General features: G+C 38.9%; 11 protein-coding genes and 5 tRNA genes. 10 read left to right on the forward strand and 6 right to left on the reverse strand.

Features of this window, described 5'->3' with window-relative positions; translation table 11 throughout:
* Positions 1–110: 110 nt before the first annotated feature.
* Positions 111–995, reverse strand: a complete 885-nt coding sequence (gene ilvY, locus Q1K78_RS06145) for an HTH-type transcriptional activator IlvY (protein ID WP_300175504.1) — start codon at positions 993–995, stop codon at positions 111–113.
* Between the two features lie 125 nt (positions 996–1,120).
* Between ilvY and ilvC the strand changes: the two genes are divergently transcribed.
* Positions 1,121–2,605 (forward strand): ketol-acid reductoisomerase, encoded by a 1,485-nt coding sequence (gene ilvC / locus Q1K78_RS06150; RefSeq protein ID WP_300175506.1) that lies wholly within the window; start codon positions 1,121–1,123, stop codon positions 2,603–2,605.
* Between the two features lie 74 nt (positions 2,606–2,679).
* Here ilvC and Q1K78_RS06155 read toward each other — a convergent pair whose 3' ends face one another.
* The 4 genes from Q1K78_RS06155 to Q1K78_RS06170 form a co-directional block, all read right to left on the reverse strand.
* Entirely contained in the window at positions 2,680–2,931 is a 252-nt protein-coding gene (locus Q1K78_RS06155; RefSeq protein WP_300175508.1) for an accessory factor UbiK family protein, read from the reverse strand.
* 107 nt (positions 2,932–3,038) lie between these two features.
* A complete protein-coding gene (locus Q1K78_RS06160) occupies positions 3,039–6,110 on the reverse strand; it encodes a multidrug efflux RND transporter permease subunit (protein ID WP_300175510.1) in 3,072 nt (1,023 codons plus the stop codon).
* A gap of 11 nt (positions 6,111–6,121) precedes the next feature.
* Positions 6,122–7,228: an efflux RND transporter periplasmic adaptor subunit gene (locus Q1K78_RS06165; protein ID WP_300175512.1), complete on the reverse strand. Its 1,107-nt coding sequence runs from the start codon at positions 7,226–7,228 to the stop codon at positions 6,122–6,124.
* Between the two features lie 18 nt (positions 7,229–7,246).
* Positions 7,247–7,813 carry a TetR/AcrR family transcriptional regulator gene (locus Q1K78_RS06170; RefSeq protein WP_300175514.1) on the reverse strand — a complete coding sequence of 189 codons (567 nt, stop codon included), beginning with the start codon at positions 7,811–7,813 and terminating at the stop codon, positions 7,247–7,249.
* A gap of 187 nt (positions 7,814–8,000) precedes the next feature.
* On the opposite strand from Q1K78_RS06170, the gene rep reads away from it, so the two are divergent.
* Positions 8,001–10,016: a DNA helicase Rep gene (rep, locus tag Q1K78_RS06175; RefSeq protein WP_300175516.1), complete on the forward strand. Its 2,016-nt coding sequence runs from the start codon at positions 8,001–8,003 to the stop codon at positions 10,014–10,016.
* A gap of 68 nt (positions 10,017–10,084) precedes the next feature.
* On the opposite strand, the gene Q1K78_RS06180 is transcribed toward rep, so the two are convergent.
* Positions 10,085–10,492, reverse strand: coding sequence for a cytochrome c5 family protein (locus Q1K78_RS06180; protein ID WP_300175518.1), 408 nt, complete (start codon positions 10,490–10,492; stop codon positions 10,085–10,087).
* Positions 10,493–10,771: 279 nt separating this feature from the next.
* Here Q1K78_RS06180 and Q1K78_RS06185 point away from each other — a divergent pair.
* From Q1K78_RS06185 to Q1K78_RS06220, 8 genes are all read left to right on the forward strand, one after another.
* Positions 10,772–10,848, forward strand: a tRNA-Arg gene (locus tag Q1K78_RS06185).
* A 45-nt stretch (positions 10,849–10,893) separates the two neighbouring features.
* Positions 10,894–10,969: transfer RNA gene (locus tag Q1K78_RS06190), tRNA-His, on the forward strand.
* A gap of 76 nt (positions 10,970–11,045) precedes the next feature.
* Positions 11,046–11,122, forward strand: a tRNA-Pro gene (locus Q1K78_RS06195).
* A 42-nt stretch (positions 11,123–11,164) separates the two neighbouring features.
* Positions 11,165–11,240, forward strand: a tRNA-His gene (locus tag Q1K78_RS06200).
* Between the two features lie 76 nt (positions 11,241–11,316).
* A tRNA-Pro gene (locus tag Q1K78_RS06205) sits at positions 11,317–11,393 on the forward strand.
* 558 nt (positions 11,394–11,951) lie between these two features.
* Entirely contained in the window at positions 11,952–13,667 is a 1,716-nt protein-coding gene (locus Q1K78_RS06210; RefSeq protein ID WP_300175520.1) for an ABC transporter ATP-binding protein, read from the forward strand.
* Positions 13,668–13,730: 63 nt separating this feature from the next.
* Positions 13,731–15,284, forward strand: coding sequence for an ABC transporter substrate-binding protein (locus tag Q1K78_RS06215; RefSeq protein WP_300175522.1), 1,554 nt, complete (start codon positions 13,731–13,733; stop codon positions 15,282–15,284).
* Between the two features lie 142 nt (positions 15,285–15,426).
* On the forward strand, positions 15,427–16,404 hold the full coding sequence (locus Q1K78_RS06220) for an ABC transporter permease (protein ID WP_300175524.1): 978 nt from the start codon (positions 15,427–15,429) through the stop codon (positions 16,402–16,404).
* Positions 16,405–16,406 lie beyond the last annotated feature (2 nt).

Raw genomic sequence — 16,406 nt, forward strand, 5'->3', positions numbered from 1 at the left:
ACATAATAGCGCCGATGGTAGTGTGGGGTCTCCCCATGTGAGAGTAGGACATCGCTAGACTCAAATTTTAAAAGGCTTCCCATTGGGAAGCCTTTTTTCGTTTCTAGTCTTTAAATAAATATGTTTTCTGCTACTTGCCATAAAGCTTGTATTACAGAGTCATTAAGTTTTGATTTTTTACAGCATAAGCCTAGTTTAAATGGAGTAATAGGTGCAGTGTTCAAGCGTTGAACTTTATCTTTTACTGGGCTGTTATTAATAACCACATCTGGCGCGATGCCTATTCCGCAACCTAATGCAACCATACTTACAATGGCTTCATGGCCTGATACTTGAGCGTAAATTGTTGGTTTTATCTTTTGTTCTTTAAACCATTGATTTGCTCTATTCCTTGCTGTGCCTGATTCTGGAAGAATAAAAGGTAATGAACCCCAATTTGTATTTTGTTTATTTATTTCGCCAATGAATTGATTATTACCTACGGGAGCGATAACAGATAAGGGTATTTCACTGATAATTTCAAAAGCTAACTTGCTTGATATTTTCTCAGGGATAGCAGATATAGCAATATCAACCTCAGAGCTTTCGATCTTATCGATTGCTTGTGCGGGATCGCCTGTCGATAGCTTAATGTCAATATGAGGGTAATTCACTTTAAAATCATTTAATAATTTAGGTAAGTGGCTATAGCTAGCAGTCACAGAGCAAAATAATTTCAATTGCCCCTTTAATGCATTATTCACAACATTTGAATTTGCCTTATAGCTTGTCCATTCTGCGCATATATTCATTGCTACAGGGATTAATTGCTTTGCGGCACTGGTTAATTCTACACTTCTGTTATCTCTTATAAATAAAGGGTGACCTACATCATCTTCAAGTTTTTGAATTTGTCGACTTAAAGCGGAAGGGCTTAGATGCATTGCCTTAGACGTATAGGTGAAGCTATGGCTCTCACATAGATGTAAAAAATTTTGTAATAATTTTATATTCATGGTGTTGTCATTTTTGCAATCATGTGTTGCTAATATATCACTTTTGACAATGTTAATCTTTCGTTATTATCTTGGTGTACACAGAATTATCCTAATGGATTAAATGATATTTATGGAGTTTTATCATGTCTAACTACTTTAATACACTGAACTTACGTGAGCAATTGGATCAACTTGGTCGTTGTCGCTTTATGGACCGCACAGAGTTTGCAACTGAAGCTGATTACTTAAAAGGTAAGAAGATAGTAATTGTTGGTTGTGGTGCTCAAGGGCTTAACCAAGGCCTTAATATGCGAGATTCAGGCTTAGATGTTGCTTATGCATTACGTCAAGTTGCTATTGATGAACAACGTCAATCATATAAAAATGCGAAAGAAAATGGTTTTGAAGTTGCTAGCTATGAAAAATTAATCCCTAAGGCAGATCTTGTTGTTAACTTAACTCCAGATAAGCAACATACAAATGTTGTTGAAACTGTAATGCCATTAATGAAAGAAGGTGCAGCATTAGGTTATTCTCACGGGTTTAATGTTGTTGAAGAAGGCATGCAGATCCGCAAAGATATCACTGTTGTTATGGTTGCACCTAAGTGTCCTGGTACAGAGGTTCGTGAAGAATATAAGCGTGGTTTTGGTGTGCCTACACTGATTGCTGTTCACCCTGAAAATGATCCAAAAGGTGAAGGTTGGGATATTGCAAAAGCATGGGCTGCTGGCACTGGTGGCCATAGAGCTGGCTGTCTTGAATCTTCTTTTGTTGCAGAAGTTAAATCTGATTTAATGGGCGAGCAAACAATTTTGTGTGGCATGCTACAAGCGGGTTCAATTGTATCTTATGAGAAAATGATTGCTGATGGCATTGAACCTGGTTACGCAGGTAAATTGCTACAGTTTGGTTGGGAAACGATCACCGAAGCACTTAAGTTCGGTGGTGTTACTCACATGATGGACCGTCTATCTAATCCTGCAAAAGTGAAGGCATTCGAACTATCTGAAGAACTAAAAGAGTTAATGCGTCCTCTATATAACAAACATATGGATGACATTATACAAGGTGAGTTTTCTCGCACAATGATGGCTGATTGGGCCAATGATGATGTGAATCTATTAGGCTGGCGTGAAGAGACTGGCCAAACTGCATTTGAAAATTACCCTGAGTCAGACGTAGAGATTTCAGAGCAAGAATATTTTGATAACGGTATTCTACTTGTAGCAATGGTTCGTGCTGGTGTTGAACTAGCGTTTGAAGCAATGACAGCATCAGGTATTGTTGATGAGTCCGCCTACTATGAATCACTACATGAACTACCATTAATTGCAAATACAGTTGCTCGTAAGCGTCTATATGAAATGAATGTAGTAATTTCAGACACCGCTGAGTACGGTAATTACTTATTTGCCAATGTAGCAACACCATTACTTCGTGAAAAGTTTATGCCATCAGTTGAGACTAATGTTATCGGTCGTGGATTGGGTGAGACATCAAATCAAGTAGATAATGCAACGCTAATAGCTGTTAATGAGGCAATTCGTAATCATCCAGTAGAATACGTTGGTGAAGAGTTACGTAGCTACATGAGTGATATGAAGCGTATCGCTGTTGGTGGTTAATTTATACTAGATATAAAAAATGGCTTAATCAGTGATGATTAAGCCATTTTTGTATGTGAGATTTAAACTTTCAATTATTTAGTTGAAAGCTTTTCTTCTAGTTCTGCTAGTTTTTGTTCCATTGCTGTTAGTTTCTGACGAGTACGAAGTAATACTTGAGTTTGAACATCGAACTCTTCTCTTCCTACAACATCAAGCTTATTCAATTGACCTTGAATTACTTGACGAACTTTCTGTTCAACATCGCTTCCTAGCTCTTTTACTGGTTGTGGCATTGAGTCATGAATTTGTTTTGCTATTTGCTCTAATTTTTTTGGATCAAACATCATTTACCCTTAATTGAATATTTTCTTTATTTTAAGTAAAGCCTTGTCAATTGTCGTTATTCAAATAGAAAAAAGGCCACCGAAGTAGCCTTAATTTTATTTTACCATTAAGATTCTTTAATCTCTCTACCTTCTTCAAAAACAGGTAGTGGCTTATGTTCACTTGCTAAGTAGCTGTAAATTACCGGCAGTACAAATAAAGTAAACAAGGTACCAATCGCAAGGCCAGCAACGATTACGATACCAATACTGAAACGTTGGGCTGCACCTGCACCACTTGCATACAGTAATGGAATTAGACCAGCGATCATGGCTGCGGTTGTCATTAGGATTGGACGAAGACGAACTTTAGCTGCCTCTGTCACTGCTTCCATACGATTCTTAAGGTGATGAAGCTGTTCTTCTTTTGCCACTTCACAAATAAGAATACCATGTTTAGTAATCAAGCCGACAAGTGTGATCAAACCAACTTGAGAGTAGATATTCATAGTTGCTGCACCCCAAGCAAGCGCGATTAAAGCACCACAAATTGCTAGTGGAACAGAAACCATGATTACTAATGGATCTCGAACTGACTCAAATTGAATCGCAAGAACCAAAAAGATGATTGCCAGTGCTAAACCAAACGTAGCATATAGAGCGCTACCTTCAGTTACGTATTGGCGAGCTTCACCCATATAGTCATGTCTATAGCCACTTGGTAAGGTGCTAGTTGCTAAATCTTCAAACCATATGATTGCATCACCCATAGCAACACCTGGTGATGGTACTGCACCAATAGTCGCTGAGTTCAATTGGTTGAAGTGAGGCAGTGATCTAGGTTCAGCAACAACATCAATCGATATTAGGCTTCCTAGAGGAACCGCTTCACCACTGGTAGAACGAACGTAATAGTGATTCATTGATTCAGGATTTAAACGGAACTTACGTTCTACTTGAGGGATAACCTCATATGAACGACCACTTAAATCGATACGGTTAACATAGCCATCAGCCATCATTGTACTTAATGTGATACCAATATCTTGCATGGTAATACCGTAAGCACCCGCTTTATCTTTATCTATATTGATTTTCATTGTTGCTGAATCAAAATTCAAATCAAGATCAGAATAGACAAACAGTGGGCTACCGCTAACACTAGTCAGTACTTCAGTTGCTATTTGGAACAAGCTTTCAAAACTATTTGGTGTAGTAATAACAAATTGAATTGGAAGACCAGAGCCTGCACCTGGAAGTTCAGGCATTTGGAAAGCCGTCACTGCCATACCTGGAATATCTTTAACTAGTTCACCAACACGTTTAGCTACTTCAGCTTGGCTTGTATCACGCTGACTCCAAGGAACCATTGAAGCAATACCAAATGCTTGGTTTGCATTTGGAATCCCAGTGAATACTTGGGCAAAAGCAACTTCTGGCTGACTTGAGAGGATCTTATTCACGTCATTCATCGTATTTTGCATGTAATCAAGGTTGGCGGTAGATGGGGCTGTACCCATCAACATGATTACGCCTTTATCTTCCGATGGTGCAAGTTCGCTTGGAATGAATTTAAATAACAATGGAAGAATAGCAAAAACAATTACAGAGAAACCAATAACAACAGGGCGACGCGTCATGATGACATTCAATATGCGCTCATAACTATTACTCATATTATCTAAAATATGATGTACTTTTTTCTCAAAGCGATTTGGTTCTTCATTTGCAATAAGCATTTTAGAACACATCATCGGTGATAACGTTAATGCTACGATACCAGAAACAAATACCGCTCCTGCGAGAGTTAATGCGAACTCTTTAAATAGAGAGCCAGTAATACCACCCATCATTGCAATCGGAGCATATACAGCACCAAGTGTTAGAGTCATAGCAATAACTGGGACTGCAATTTCTCGTGTACCAATAATGGCGGCTCGGAATGGAGTTTCTCCTAACTTGATGTGACGGTCCACGTTTTCAAGAACAACAATGGCGTCATCAACAACTAAGCCAATAGCAAGAACCATTGCCAATAGTGTCATCAAGTTCCATGAAAAACCCATCGCTTGCATAACCATTGCCACACCAACAAGTGATAATGGAATAGTAACTATTGGAATGATTACCGCTCTGAATGAACCCAAGAATAAGGTAATTACTACAAGTACGATTAATGCTGCTTCGATAATGGTTTTAATTACTTCATGTATAGATTCATTGATAGCAATCGTAGAGTCATACATGATGTTCATCTTGATATTAGTTGGTAAGTTTTTCTCTAATTGAGGAAGTATTTTTAGAACATCAGCGGCAATATTAATTGGGTTAGCACTTGGTGCAGCATTGATGGCTGCAACAACGGCTTCTTGTCCATTAGCACTTGCTCGATAGACATCATGGCTTTTTTCAAGAGAAACTTTCGCAATGTCACTTAAGCGAATAATTTCCCCATTCGTGGTTCTGATAACAAGGTTTTCTAGTTCTTCAACATTAGAAACTTGAGTATTAGCACTGCCGTTATAAAGAACAAACTCACCGGTAGCTTGACCTGCTGCTGATTGGAAGTTATTCGCACTAAGAACCCCCATAACATCAGTTGCTGTCATATCAATAGCAGCCATACGTGCTGGATCTAACCAGATACGTAACGCGTACTTCATACCACCGAAAAGATCTACTTTTGAAACACCATTAACAGTGAATAGCTGAGGATTAACCACTCGCTCTAAGTAATCGGTAATTTGGCTTGATACTAATTCATCACTGGTAAAACCAATATAAAGTACCGCGGTTGTTGAGCCTGTAGACATGGTTACTGTTGGATCTTCAGATTCTTTTGGTAACTGAGAGCGAACAGAGTTTGTCTTAGCCAAGATATCAGACAAGGCTGCATTTGGATCGGTATTTAACTTCATCGTCACAGTAATGGTTGATTTACCCATTACAGATTGTGAGGTCATAAAGTCAATATTATCGGCTTGAGCCACCGCTTGCTCTAAAGGTTGAGTAATGAAACCTTGGATCAGGTCTGCACTCGCTCCATAGTAGCTAGTTGTTACCGTTACAACGGTATTCGTCATTTCAGGGTATTCACGAACCTGCATTTTGAAAATAGCTTGGATACCAAGCAAAGCAATCAAAAAGCTGATCGATACCGCTAAAACTGGACGTTTAATAAAAACATCAGTAAAGCGCATAGTTCCTCCGATTACAGCATTGGTGTTTCAGCAGGTGGTGTTGTTGCATCGCTTTCCACAATGCGAACTTTCGCATCATTACTTAGACGAACCTGACCTGTGGTTACAACCACATCGCCAGCTTTAACACCTTCAAGGATATGAGCAATAGCTTCTGAACGCTCACCTACTTTTACAACATGTTGTTGAACACGTTTTACACCATCTTTTTCTGTTACAAGATAAACATTATCACCATAAAGAGTATAGGTGATTGATGTTTGAGGAATAACAACTTGGTTTTCTAATGTGGGTAGAATGATTTCAGCACGAGCGAACATGCCGCTACGTAATTTGCCACCATTATTAGGGATATCAGCTTGAACCTCGATTAAGCCACTTTGGATGTTTACAGCAGGTTCAATAGCGCTAATCGATCCTTTGAAGACATCAGCAGGGTAAGAATCAATTGAGATATCGATCTCTTGTCCAATATTGATGCGCGAGATGTCAGTTTGAGGAACAGTAAAGCGTAAGCGCATAACACTTGTGTCTTCTAGACGAACGATATCAGTGCTTGGTTGTAGGTATTGACCTAGATAAACATTACGAATACCGATAACACCAGAGAATGGCGCCTTGATTTCACGACGATCGATTGATGCTTTCATGCCTTCAATATCAGCAGAAAGAGAGAAAAAATTTGCTTCTGCCTCGTCATATGCTTCTTTTGAAATAGATCCTTTTTTATATAGGCCTTTATAGCGTTTATACTTTGCTTCAGCAGCAGGTAGGCGAGCTTGAGTACTCTTTAAGTTTGCCTTTTCGACTTTAGAATCAAGTGAAAGTAATAGTTGGCCTTTCTTAACTTGGCTACCAGAATCAAATGAAATGTTATCAATGATGCCGTTCACTTCAGTTGTTAACGTGACACCTTGGTTAGGTTCAATAAAACCAATGGCTTGGATTGTTGGAGTCCAATGAGATGAAGAAATAGTTTCAACCGTAACAGGGAACTCAGGTTCTGGTCGGTTAGCCATATATTCAGCGATTTTTTGTTGTTTAAACATGTTAAAACCAATCACACTACCGAAAAGAAGTAGTGCAAGAAGCAACATAAAGAAAGTCCACTTTTTCATTCTGATTAGAACTCCAAATTAGTGTTTAATAATAGCGTCCCAACTGGCTTCAATTGCCGCATTGAGATCATCGTTAGTTAAAGTAAAAAAACCTTGAGCATGTTTTCGAGCTAAGCAAACGCTCGCTTCCAAACTAAGGCCGGTTAGAATTTCTACACTGAGAGGTTTAAATACATCTTGCTCAAGTCCATCAATAAAGAGTTGATTTACTTGGGCAAACATTTCTTTTTCTAGTTCCCTAAATTTTGCTAAATCACCAGAAGGTAAAGATTCGTATTGATTACGATTCAAAAAAGTATTCTTTTCTGAAATAGCAAAGTGCCAAATATTTAACCACATAGTACGAAATCGAACTTTGATTGGATCTGAATCTTGTATATTTTCTTGAATGGCAAATGCAACACGTTGCATGACATTCAGTTTTATTTCTTGGATTAAGGCTTCTTTATCATCAAAGTAGCGATATATTGTGCCGGCAGCAACACCCGCTTGATTTGCTACTTTTTGCATAGATAAGCCACGAAATCCATCGGTAGCTAATAATTGCTCAGCAGATTCAAGAATGAGCTGACGCTTTTCTTTCATAAATTGGTCCTTATGAAATGAATGAACGTTCATTCATTATTTTAGGCTACGATGAATAAAATGTAATCTATTTTTGTGTCAAGAAACGTAAAGATCATATTTTTTGATTGATTGTTTACGTGGTATTCCCAAGTCGACCGCTTTATTATAGACACAAATAATTCATTATCGATTTTATAGGTGATTCATGAGACTTAATCCACAGCAAGATGAGGCAGTAAAATTTGTCTCTGGGCCATGTTTAGTATTGGCTGGCGCAGGGTCAGGTAAAACCCGTGTAATCACAAGTAAGATAGCTTACCTGGTTCAGCAGTGTGGTTATAAAGCGAGAAATATCGCAGCAGTTACATTTACCAATAAAGCCGCGCGTGAAATGAAAGAGCGTGTGGGGCAGACGTTAGGTAAGCAAGAATCTCGTGGGTTAATGGTCTCTACTTTTCATTCATTAGGTTTAGATATTATTCGTCGAGAATATAAAATTTTAGGCTTAAAAGCAGGTTTCTCTTTATTTGATGACCAAGACCAACTGGCTCTATTAAAAGAGCTAACAGAAAAACAAATTGATGGTGATAAAGATTTATTGCGTCAATTGTTAAGCTGTATTTCGAATTGGAAAAATGACATGCTGACGCCAGCACAAGTCAAAGGCATCGTTCGTTCAGAACAAGAGCAGTTATTTGCATTTTGTTATGAGATGTACCTCAATCAAATGAAAGCCTATAACGCATTAGATTTTGATGACTTAATTTCATTACCTGTTTTACTGCTTCGAACTAATCAAGAAGTGCGCGAACGCTGGCAAATGAAGCTTCGTTATTTATTAGTGGATGAGTATCAAGATACTAATACCAGTCAATACGAGTTGGTTAAATTGTTGGTTGGTGAAAGAGGTCGATTAACCGTTGTGGGTGATGATGATCAATCCATCTATTCATGGCGTGGTGCAAAACCTCAAAACTTGGTGTTGTTAAATGAAGACTATCCAAATTTGCGAGTGATTAAACTAGAACAAAACTATCGATCAACCAGTCGAATTTTACGCGCAGCAAATATTTTAATTGCTAACAACCCTCACGTCTTTGAAAAACGCCTTTTTTCAGAGATCCCTGATGGCGAGCAGATTAAGATCCTGACTGCAAAAGATGATGAGCACGAAGCAGAAAGAGTGGTGGGCGAAATTATTGGTCATCGTTTCTTAAATAGAACCGATTATAAAGACTATGCCGTGCTATACCGTGGTAATCATCAATCACGTTTGATCGAAAAATCTTTAATGCAAAACCGAGTGCCCTATAAAATATCAGGGGGAACCTCTTTTTTCTCTCGAGCTGAGATCAAAGATATCATGGCTTATTTACGCCTGCTGACGAACCCTGATGATGATAATGCATTTTTACGTGTTGTTAATACGCCTCGTCGTGAAATTGGTCCTGTAACATTAGAAAAGCTCGGTACCTATGCGAATATGCGTGGTAAAAGTCTGTTTGAAGCCAGTTTTGAAATGGGGTTAGAGCAAACACTATCAGGACGAGGGTTAGAATCATTACGTCGTTTTAGTCACTGGGTTGTTTCTATCTCTGAAAATGCAGAGCGTGGTAATACTGTGGATGCCGTTCGTTCTTTAGTGAAAGATATTCATTACGAAGATTGGTTGTATGAAACATCTACCAGTGCAAAAGCCGCTGAGATGAGGATGAAGAATGTCTCTGATCTATATTCATGGATTGTTGCTGATTTAGAAGGGGATAATTATGATAAGGAAGAAAAGACCTTAAAAGAAGTCGTTCAACGTCTAACCTTACGTGACATGATGGAACGTGGTGAAGATGAGGAAGGTGCAGATCAAGTTCAATTAATGACTTTACATGCCTCAAAGGGGCTGGAATTTCCTTATGTATTCTTAATTGGTGCAGAAGAAGGTATTTTACCTCACCAAGTGAGTATTGATGAAGATAATGTCGATGAAGAACGTCGTTTAGCTTATGTAGGGATAACAAGAGCCCAGAAAGAGCTAACATTTACTTTATGTAAAGAACGTCGTCAGTATGGTGAATTGATCCGCCCAGAGCCTAGCCGCTTTCTTGAAGAATTACCTCATGATGATTTAGATTGGGAAATGAAAAAACCAAAACCCACTCAAGAAGAAAGAATGGAGAAAGGGAAGAATAACATTGCCCATCTCAGAGCAATGCTTAAAAAATAAATAAAAATGCCCACTGTATAAATCAGTGGGCATTTTTTATGATTGCGTTAAATTAGAGAGTGATGCTATTACAACCCTTTAATTAAGTGCTCAACGGCTGCAATGACTTCATCATCAGAACAGTTCATACAAGTACCACGAGCAGGCATTGCATTAAATCCATTGATAGCATGATCTTTAAGTACATCCATGCCTTTCGCTATACGAGGGGCCCAGTCAGCTGCATTTTGTGTTTTTGGTGCACCAGCTGCGCCAGTTGAATGGCATGCAATACAGAAAGTATTATAAACTTGCTCTCCAGAGAGAGGTCCTGTTGGTTCTGCAACAACAGGGACATCACTTGCTAGATAAACTTGACCAACTGGCTTAATTCGTTCAGCAATTGCATCGTCAGAGTCACTTGCTGCAAAAGAAGTAGTTGAAAAAGTTAATGCAGCGACTGTTGCGATAATGATGTTACGAATCGATTTTTCCATAAAGCCCACTTTATACTCCCAGTTATTATTATCGGCCTAAGGCCATTTTATAGTATTTATCGATTTTAAAACGTGCTTTGAAATACAGCTGAGTTAATTTCGTGTAAATATTGAGTGAGTATATCTGCTTAAATTGTTGCAATAAACCACTAGGCCCAAAGAAAATGAGGATAAATAGCAAGGAATTGTCGAAAAAGAGACCAAACGATAAAAAAAGTAAAAAAAACACTAGACGGAGGTGGCTCATATCCGTATTATTCTTCTCCGCCGATAGGGTATACGCCCGTAGCTCAGTTGGATAGAGCGTTGGCCTCCGGAGCCAAAGGTCGAAGGTTCGAATCCTTTCGGGCGTGCCATCCGGAATAGAAATTAAAGGCACAGAAAAACGTAATAAAGTAGTGGTGGCTATAGCTCAGTTGGTAGAGCCCTGGATTGTGATTCCGGTGGTCGCGAGTTCGAATCTCGTTAGCCACCCCATTAATTTTAAGGTAACTTAGTAAATAAGGTTCCCTTTTTTGATTCAAGTAACATCCCAAGAATCAAATAAAAAACTCGGTGAATAGCGCAGCTTGGTAGCGCATCTGGTTTGGGACCAGAGGGTCGGGGGTTCGAATCCCTCTTCACCGACCACTATTTCAATAATCGCAATAGCGGTTATATAAAAAGTTAGTGGTGGCTATAGCTCAGTTGGTAGAGCCCTGGATTGTGATTCCGGTGGTCGCGAGTTCGAATCTCGTTAGCCACCCCATTAATTTTAAGGTAACTTAGTAAATAAGGTTCCCTTTTTTGATTCAAGTAACATCCCAAGAATCAAATAAAAAACTCGGTGAATAGCGCAGCTTGGTAGCGCATCTGGTTTGGGACCAGAGGGTCGGGGGTTCGAATCCCTCTTCACCGACCACCTTTAAAAGCCTCGTCAGAAATGACGAGGCTTTTTTCATTTCTGCGTTATATTATTCTAACCTTCATCACAGAATCGCTATTTTACGTTGTGATTTATTCCAGAATTCAACGCCACTTCTACAAGTCCCTATGACTTAGTTTTACGCTTCTTTTGATAGCTTATACTGGTTATTAATTAATTTGCTGTTATAAAACTCTGAGGTTAATCACATACTCCAATTAATGCATTACTTCAAATGTTAAAATAAGTTATGTCTATTTATCTAAAGTACCTGATATTTTAGATTGATATGTTATTTATTAAATTATTAGTAACTCTATGTTTTATTTTAATTTTATATTCTTATCTAATAGTAGAATATATTAATTGATGTTGCTCTAAGTGACTTTTTATTCAATTTAATTACATATATTAGTTTTATACTCTTTGATTGTTGCTTTTTTGTGAATAATTGACTACATTGGTGTCCTAATCAGGTTACAGTATTTATCGCTGTTTCGAATGGAATCAATATACAGACAGGGCAGGATGCTGCCGAGTAGTCGGAGTCTGATAATGTCACTTTTAGAAGTTAAAAATTTACGTATCGAGTATCCATCTCGTCATGGGGTACATGCCGCAGTTAAATCATTGTCGTTTTCGATAGAGCGCGGTGAGATTGTCGGTGTTGTTGGTGAATCTGGTGCTGGCAAGTCAACCGTCGGTAATGCGGTGATTGATTTATTAAGCCCCCCTGGTGTTATTGCTGGTGGTGAGGTTTTTCTTGATGGAGAGAAAGTATCAGGTCTAACCGCAGAGGAGATGCGTAAAGTTAGAGGTTCTAAAATTGGTTTTATTTTTCAAGATCCAATGACCTCGTTAAACCCTTTATTTACAGTTGAACAACAGTTAACAGAAACCATTCATGCTAACTTAAAAATGTCATCTCAAGAGGCCTACGATCGAGCATTGTCTTTGATGGAGCAAGTAGGTATTCCGCAACCAGAAAACCGCTTAAAACAATACCCACACCAATTTTCAGGCGGTATGAGGCAGCGTGTTGTTATTGCTATTGCATTAGCAGGTGAACCTGACCTTATTATTGCCGATGAGCCAACAACAGCGCTTGATGTTTCAATTCAAGATCAAATCTTAAGTCTTATTCGAGATCTTTGCGTTAAGAAAAACGTAGGGTGCATGCTTGTTACTCATGATATGGGTGTGGTATCGAACGTAACGGACAAAGTTGCCGTGATGTATCGTGGTGATTTGGTTGAGTTTGGTAAAACAGAGAAAGTGTTAGGCGACCCAGACCATTCATACACACGTAGCTTAATCTCAGCCGTTCCACGCTCAGACATTAAATTAGATCGCTTCCCATTAGTGAGTTATATCGAAGAAGCGGTTCAGCATGAGCCGATTGATGTAAAAAATCACTGGTTAGGCCAAAGCCAAGATCAACGAGAATATTCAGGTCCTTTATTAAAAGTAGATAATGTAAGCCTCCGCTTTGTGACCAAAGATTCAATGTTTGAAAGTCGTAGAGAGTATGTTCAGGCTTCAGATAATGTGAACTTTGAAATACATGAAGGGGAAACATTTGGTCTGGTAGGTGAGTCAGGCTCTGGTAAATCAACCATTGCTCGAATTATCACAGGGCTATACCCGCCGGATTCAGGCTCAATCACTTTTGAAGGTATTGATCTTACAGCACTTAAATCTGAAAAAGAACGTCGTCCGATGCGTCGTCAAATGCAAATGGTTTTCCAGAATCCATATACATCAATGAATCCACGCATGAAAATCTTCGATATTATTGCAGAGCCGATCCGTTTTCATAAATTAACGCGCTCAGAATCAGAAACGCAACAGATCGTTAATGATCTTTTGGATCATGTCGGTTTAGGCAGAATGGCCGCATTGAAATACCCTCATGAGTTTTCTGGTGGTCAGCGTCAGCGTATTTCAATTGCTCGTGCATTGGCAACACGTCCACGTCTATTAATTTGTGATGAGCCAACCTCTGCATTGGATGTGTCAGTTCAAGCACAAATCCTGAATCTATTGAAAGATTTACAAGATGAGTTAAATCTAACCATGTTGTTTATTAGTCACGATTTACCGGTTATTCGTCAAATGTGTGATCGTGTTGGTGTAATGAAGATGGGTCAATTATTAGAAGTCGCCCCTACAGAAAATCTGTATACCAACCCACAGCATGAATACAGCCAGAAATTAATTTCGCTTATGCCTGAATTTAAAGGCTTGAGAGATCACCTAACAGCGGTATAAACCGTCTAATAATAAATAAAATCCAACAAACTAGGGATTGATTCCCGCATAAGGAGTTATGCAATGAAAACCATAAAGACCAAATTGGCTATCGCGCTTATGGCTGCCGGCCTAAGTTTTAGTGCAGCAGCAGCTGACATTACCGTTGCTTATGATGCCGATCCAGTATCGCTTGATCCACATGAGCAATTGTCTGGCGGTACACTACAACTTTCTCATATGGTGTTTGATCCCCTAGTGCGTTATACGCAAGAGTTCGATTTTGAACCACGTCTTGCGGAAAAGTGGGAACGTATTGATGAAAAAACATTCCGTTTTAATTTACGTAAAGGCGTTAAATTTCATTCAGGTAATGAAATGACGGCTGACGATGTGGTTTGGACATTTGATCGCCTAAAAGACTCACCTGATTTTAAAGCGATTTTCGAACCGTATGAAAAACTAGTAAAAATTGATGATTACACAGTAGAACTTATCTCTAAAGGCGCTTATCCGCTTGTACTACAAACAGCAACATACCTTTTCCCAATGGACAGTAAGTTCTATTCTGGCAAAACGGAAGATGGCAAAAATAAATCTGAAATCGTAAAACACGGTAATTCATTCGCTTCAACGCACATCTCAGGTACTGGTCCATTTGTTGTTAAATCTCGTGAACAAGGCGTAAAAGTTGTTTTTGATCGCTTTGATGGTTACTGGGATAAAAATTCTCCAGGTAACGTCGATGAACTAACTCTTGTTCCAATTAAAGAAAATGCGACACGTGTTGCTGCACTTCTTTCTGGTGATGTAGATGTTATCGCTCCAGTGGCACCAAATGACCATAAGCGAGTGAAAAACACCAAAGGTATCGATTTAGTAACGCTACCAGGTACTCGTTTAATTTCGTTCCAAATGAATCAAACAAGTAACGAAGCATTGAAAGATGTTCGTGTTCGCCAAGCGATTGTTCATGCAATTAATAACGAAGGTATCGTTAAAAAAATCATGAAGGGTTTTGCTACAGCAGCTGGTCAACAAGGGCCGTCTGGCTATGCTGGTTATGATGCTGACTTAGTACCGCGTTACGATCTTAAGAAAGCAAAAGAGCTGATGAAAGAAGCGGGTTACGAGAATGGTTTCAAACTTAGCATGATGGCGCCAAACAACCGTTATGTAAATGATGCGAAGATTGCTCAAGCCGCCGCCGCAATGCTATCTAAAATCGGCATTAAAGTGGACCTGAAAACATTACCAAAAGCGCAATACTGGCCTGAGTTTGATCTGTGTTCAGCAGACATGATGATGATTGGTTGGCACTCAGATACAGAAGATTCAGCAAACTTCTCTGAGTTCCTAACAATGACTCGTAATGAAGAGACAGGTAAAGGTCAGTACAACTGTGGTCACTACTCAAACCCAGAAGTTGACCGTTTAGTAGAAGCGGCAAATGTAGAAACAGATCCTGCTAAACGTAGTCAAATGCTAAAAACAGTAGAAGACACGCTGTATAACGACGCGGCGTTTGTTCCACTGCATTGGCAAAACCTCGCATGGGGCGCGAAATCTAACATTGATATCAAACCAATCGTAAATGCAATGGAATACCCATACTTTGGCGATCTAGTTGTTAAGTAACTGTCTGTAAAAAGGTTGTCCTGACATTCAGGGCAACCTTGTATTTGTCATAAGAGCTCCATTGATAAAAAAGTAATACCAACAATTTGTTAGATATGGATATATTTTCTATATCATTTTTAGGATTAAGAGGGGACAAGGAATGTTTACGTTTCTGGTCAAGCGCCTGTTTCAGGCTCTGATAGTGATGTTTGTGATCAGTCTGGTTGCGTTTTCCATTCAAGATAACTTGGGTGACCCGTTACGTGAATTGGTTGGACAATCAGTGTCAGAAGCAGAGCGTCAAGCTCTGAGAGATGATTTAGGGTTAAATGACCCATTTGTCACAAAGTATACTCGTTTTATTACTAATGCGGTTCAAGGTGACTTGGGTACGTCTTATTTCTTTAAAAAACCAGCGGTTGAGGTCATTCTTGATAAGCTCGTTGCCACACTTGAATTGGTGTTGGGCTCAGCAATTATCATTATATTTCTCTCGATCCCTCTTGGCGTATATTCAGCGATTCATCCAAAAAGTTTTTTTACTAAAGCAATTATGGCGTTCAGCAGTATTGGTATTTCAATACCTGTCTTTTTAACAGCAATAATGCTGATGTATGTGTTTTCTATTGAGTTAAATTGGTTACCGTCTTATGGGCGAGGAGAGACCTATAATTTACTTGGTTGGGAATCTGGATTCTTTACTCTTGATGGCTTGGCGCATTTAGTATTGCCATGTGTTTCTCTTGCCTCAATTATGCTGCCTTTATTTATTCGTTTGGTTCGCTCAGAAATGATTGAAGTTTTGAGCTCTGAATACATTAAGTTTGCAAAAGCGAAAGGAATATCAAGCAATAAAATTTATTATCAACACGCGTTAAAAAATACAATGTTACCTGTTCTAACGGTAGGTGGGGTGCAGATTGGTACTATGGTCGCTTATACGATTTTGACTGAAACGGTATTCCAATGGCCGGGTACTGGTTTCTTATTTTTAGAAGCGATTAACCGTGTGGATACACCATTGATTACGGCTTACGTTATTTTTGTGGGATTGATTTTCGTTGTGACTAACACCATTGTCGATTTGTTATATGGATTAATTAACCCAACAGTAGATATAACAGGGAAAGGAGCGTAATC

The sequence above is a fragment of the uncultured Aliivibrio sp. genome, from assembly GCF_946479765.1.
Taxonomy (GTDB): domain Bacteria; phylum Pseudomonadota; class Gammaproteobacteria; order Enterobacterales; family Vibrionaceae; genus Aliivibrio.

Bases quoted from the DNA above. Each gene is read 5' to 3' on its own strand.
- ilvY (WP_300175504.1), bottom strand. From the start codon at position 995: ATGAATATAAAATTATTACAAAATTTTTTACATCTATGTGAGAGCCAT.
- ilvC (WP_300175506.1), top strand. From the start codon at position 1,121: ATGTCTAACTACTTTAATACACTGAACTTACGTGAGCAATTGGATCAA.
- Q1K78_RS06155 (WP_300175508.1), bottom strand. From the start codon at position 2,931: ATGTTTGATCCAAAAAAATTAGAGCAAATAGCAAAACAAATTCATGAC.
- Q1K78_RS06160 (WP_300175510.1), bottom strand. From the start codon at position 6,110: ATGCGCTTTACTGATGTTTTTATTAAACGTCCAGTTTTAGCGGTATCG.
- Q1K78_RS06165 (WP_300175512.1), bottom strand. From the start codon at position 7,228: ATGAAAAAGTGGACTTTCTTTATGTTGCTTCTTGCACTACTTCTTTTC.
- Q1K78_RS06170 (WP_300175514.1), bottom strand. From the start codon at position 7,813: ATGAAAGAAAAGCGTCAGCTCATTCTTGAATCTGCTGAGCAATTATTA.
- rep (WP_300175516.1), top strand. From the start codon at position 8,001: ATGAGACTTAATCCACAGCAAGATGAGGCAGTAAAATTTGTCTCTGGG.
- Q1K78_RS06180 (WP_300175518.1), bottom strand. From the start codon at position 10,492: ATGGAAAAATCGATTCGTAACATCATTATCGCAACAGTCGCTGCATTA.
- Q1K78_RS06210 (WP_300175520.1), top strand. From the start codon at position 11,952: ATGTCACTTTTAGAAGTTAAAAATTTACGTATCGAGTATCCATCTCGT.
- Q1K78_RS06215 (WP_300175522.1), top strand. From the start codon at position 13,731: ATGAAAACCATAAAGACCAAATTGGCTATCGCGCTTATGGCTGCCGGC.
- Q1K78_RS06220 (WP_300175524.1), top strand. From the start codon at position 15,427: ATGTTTACGTTTCTGGTCAAGCGCCTGTTTCAGGCTCTGATAGTGATG.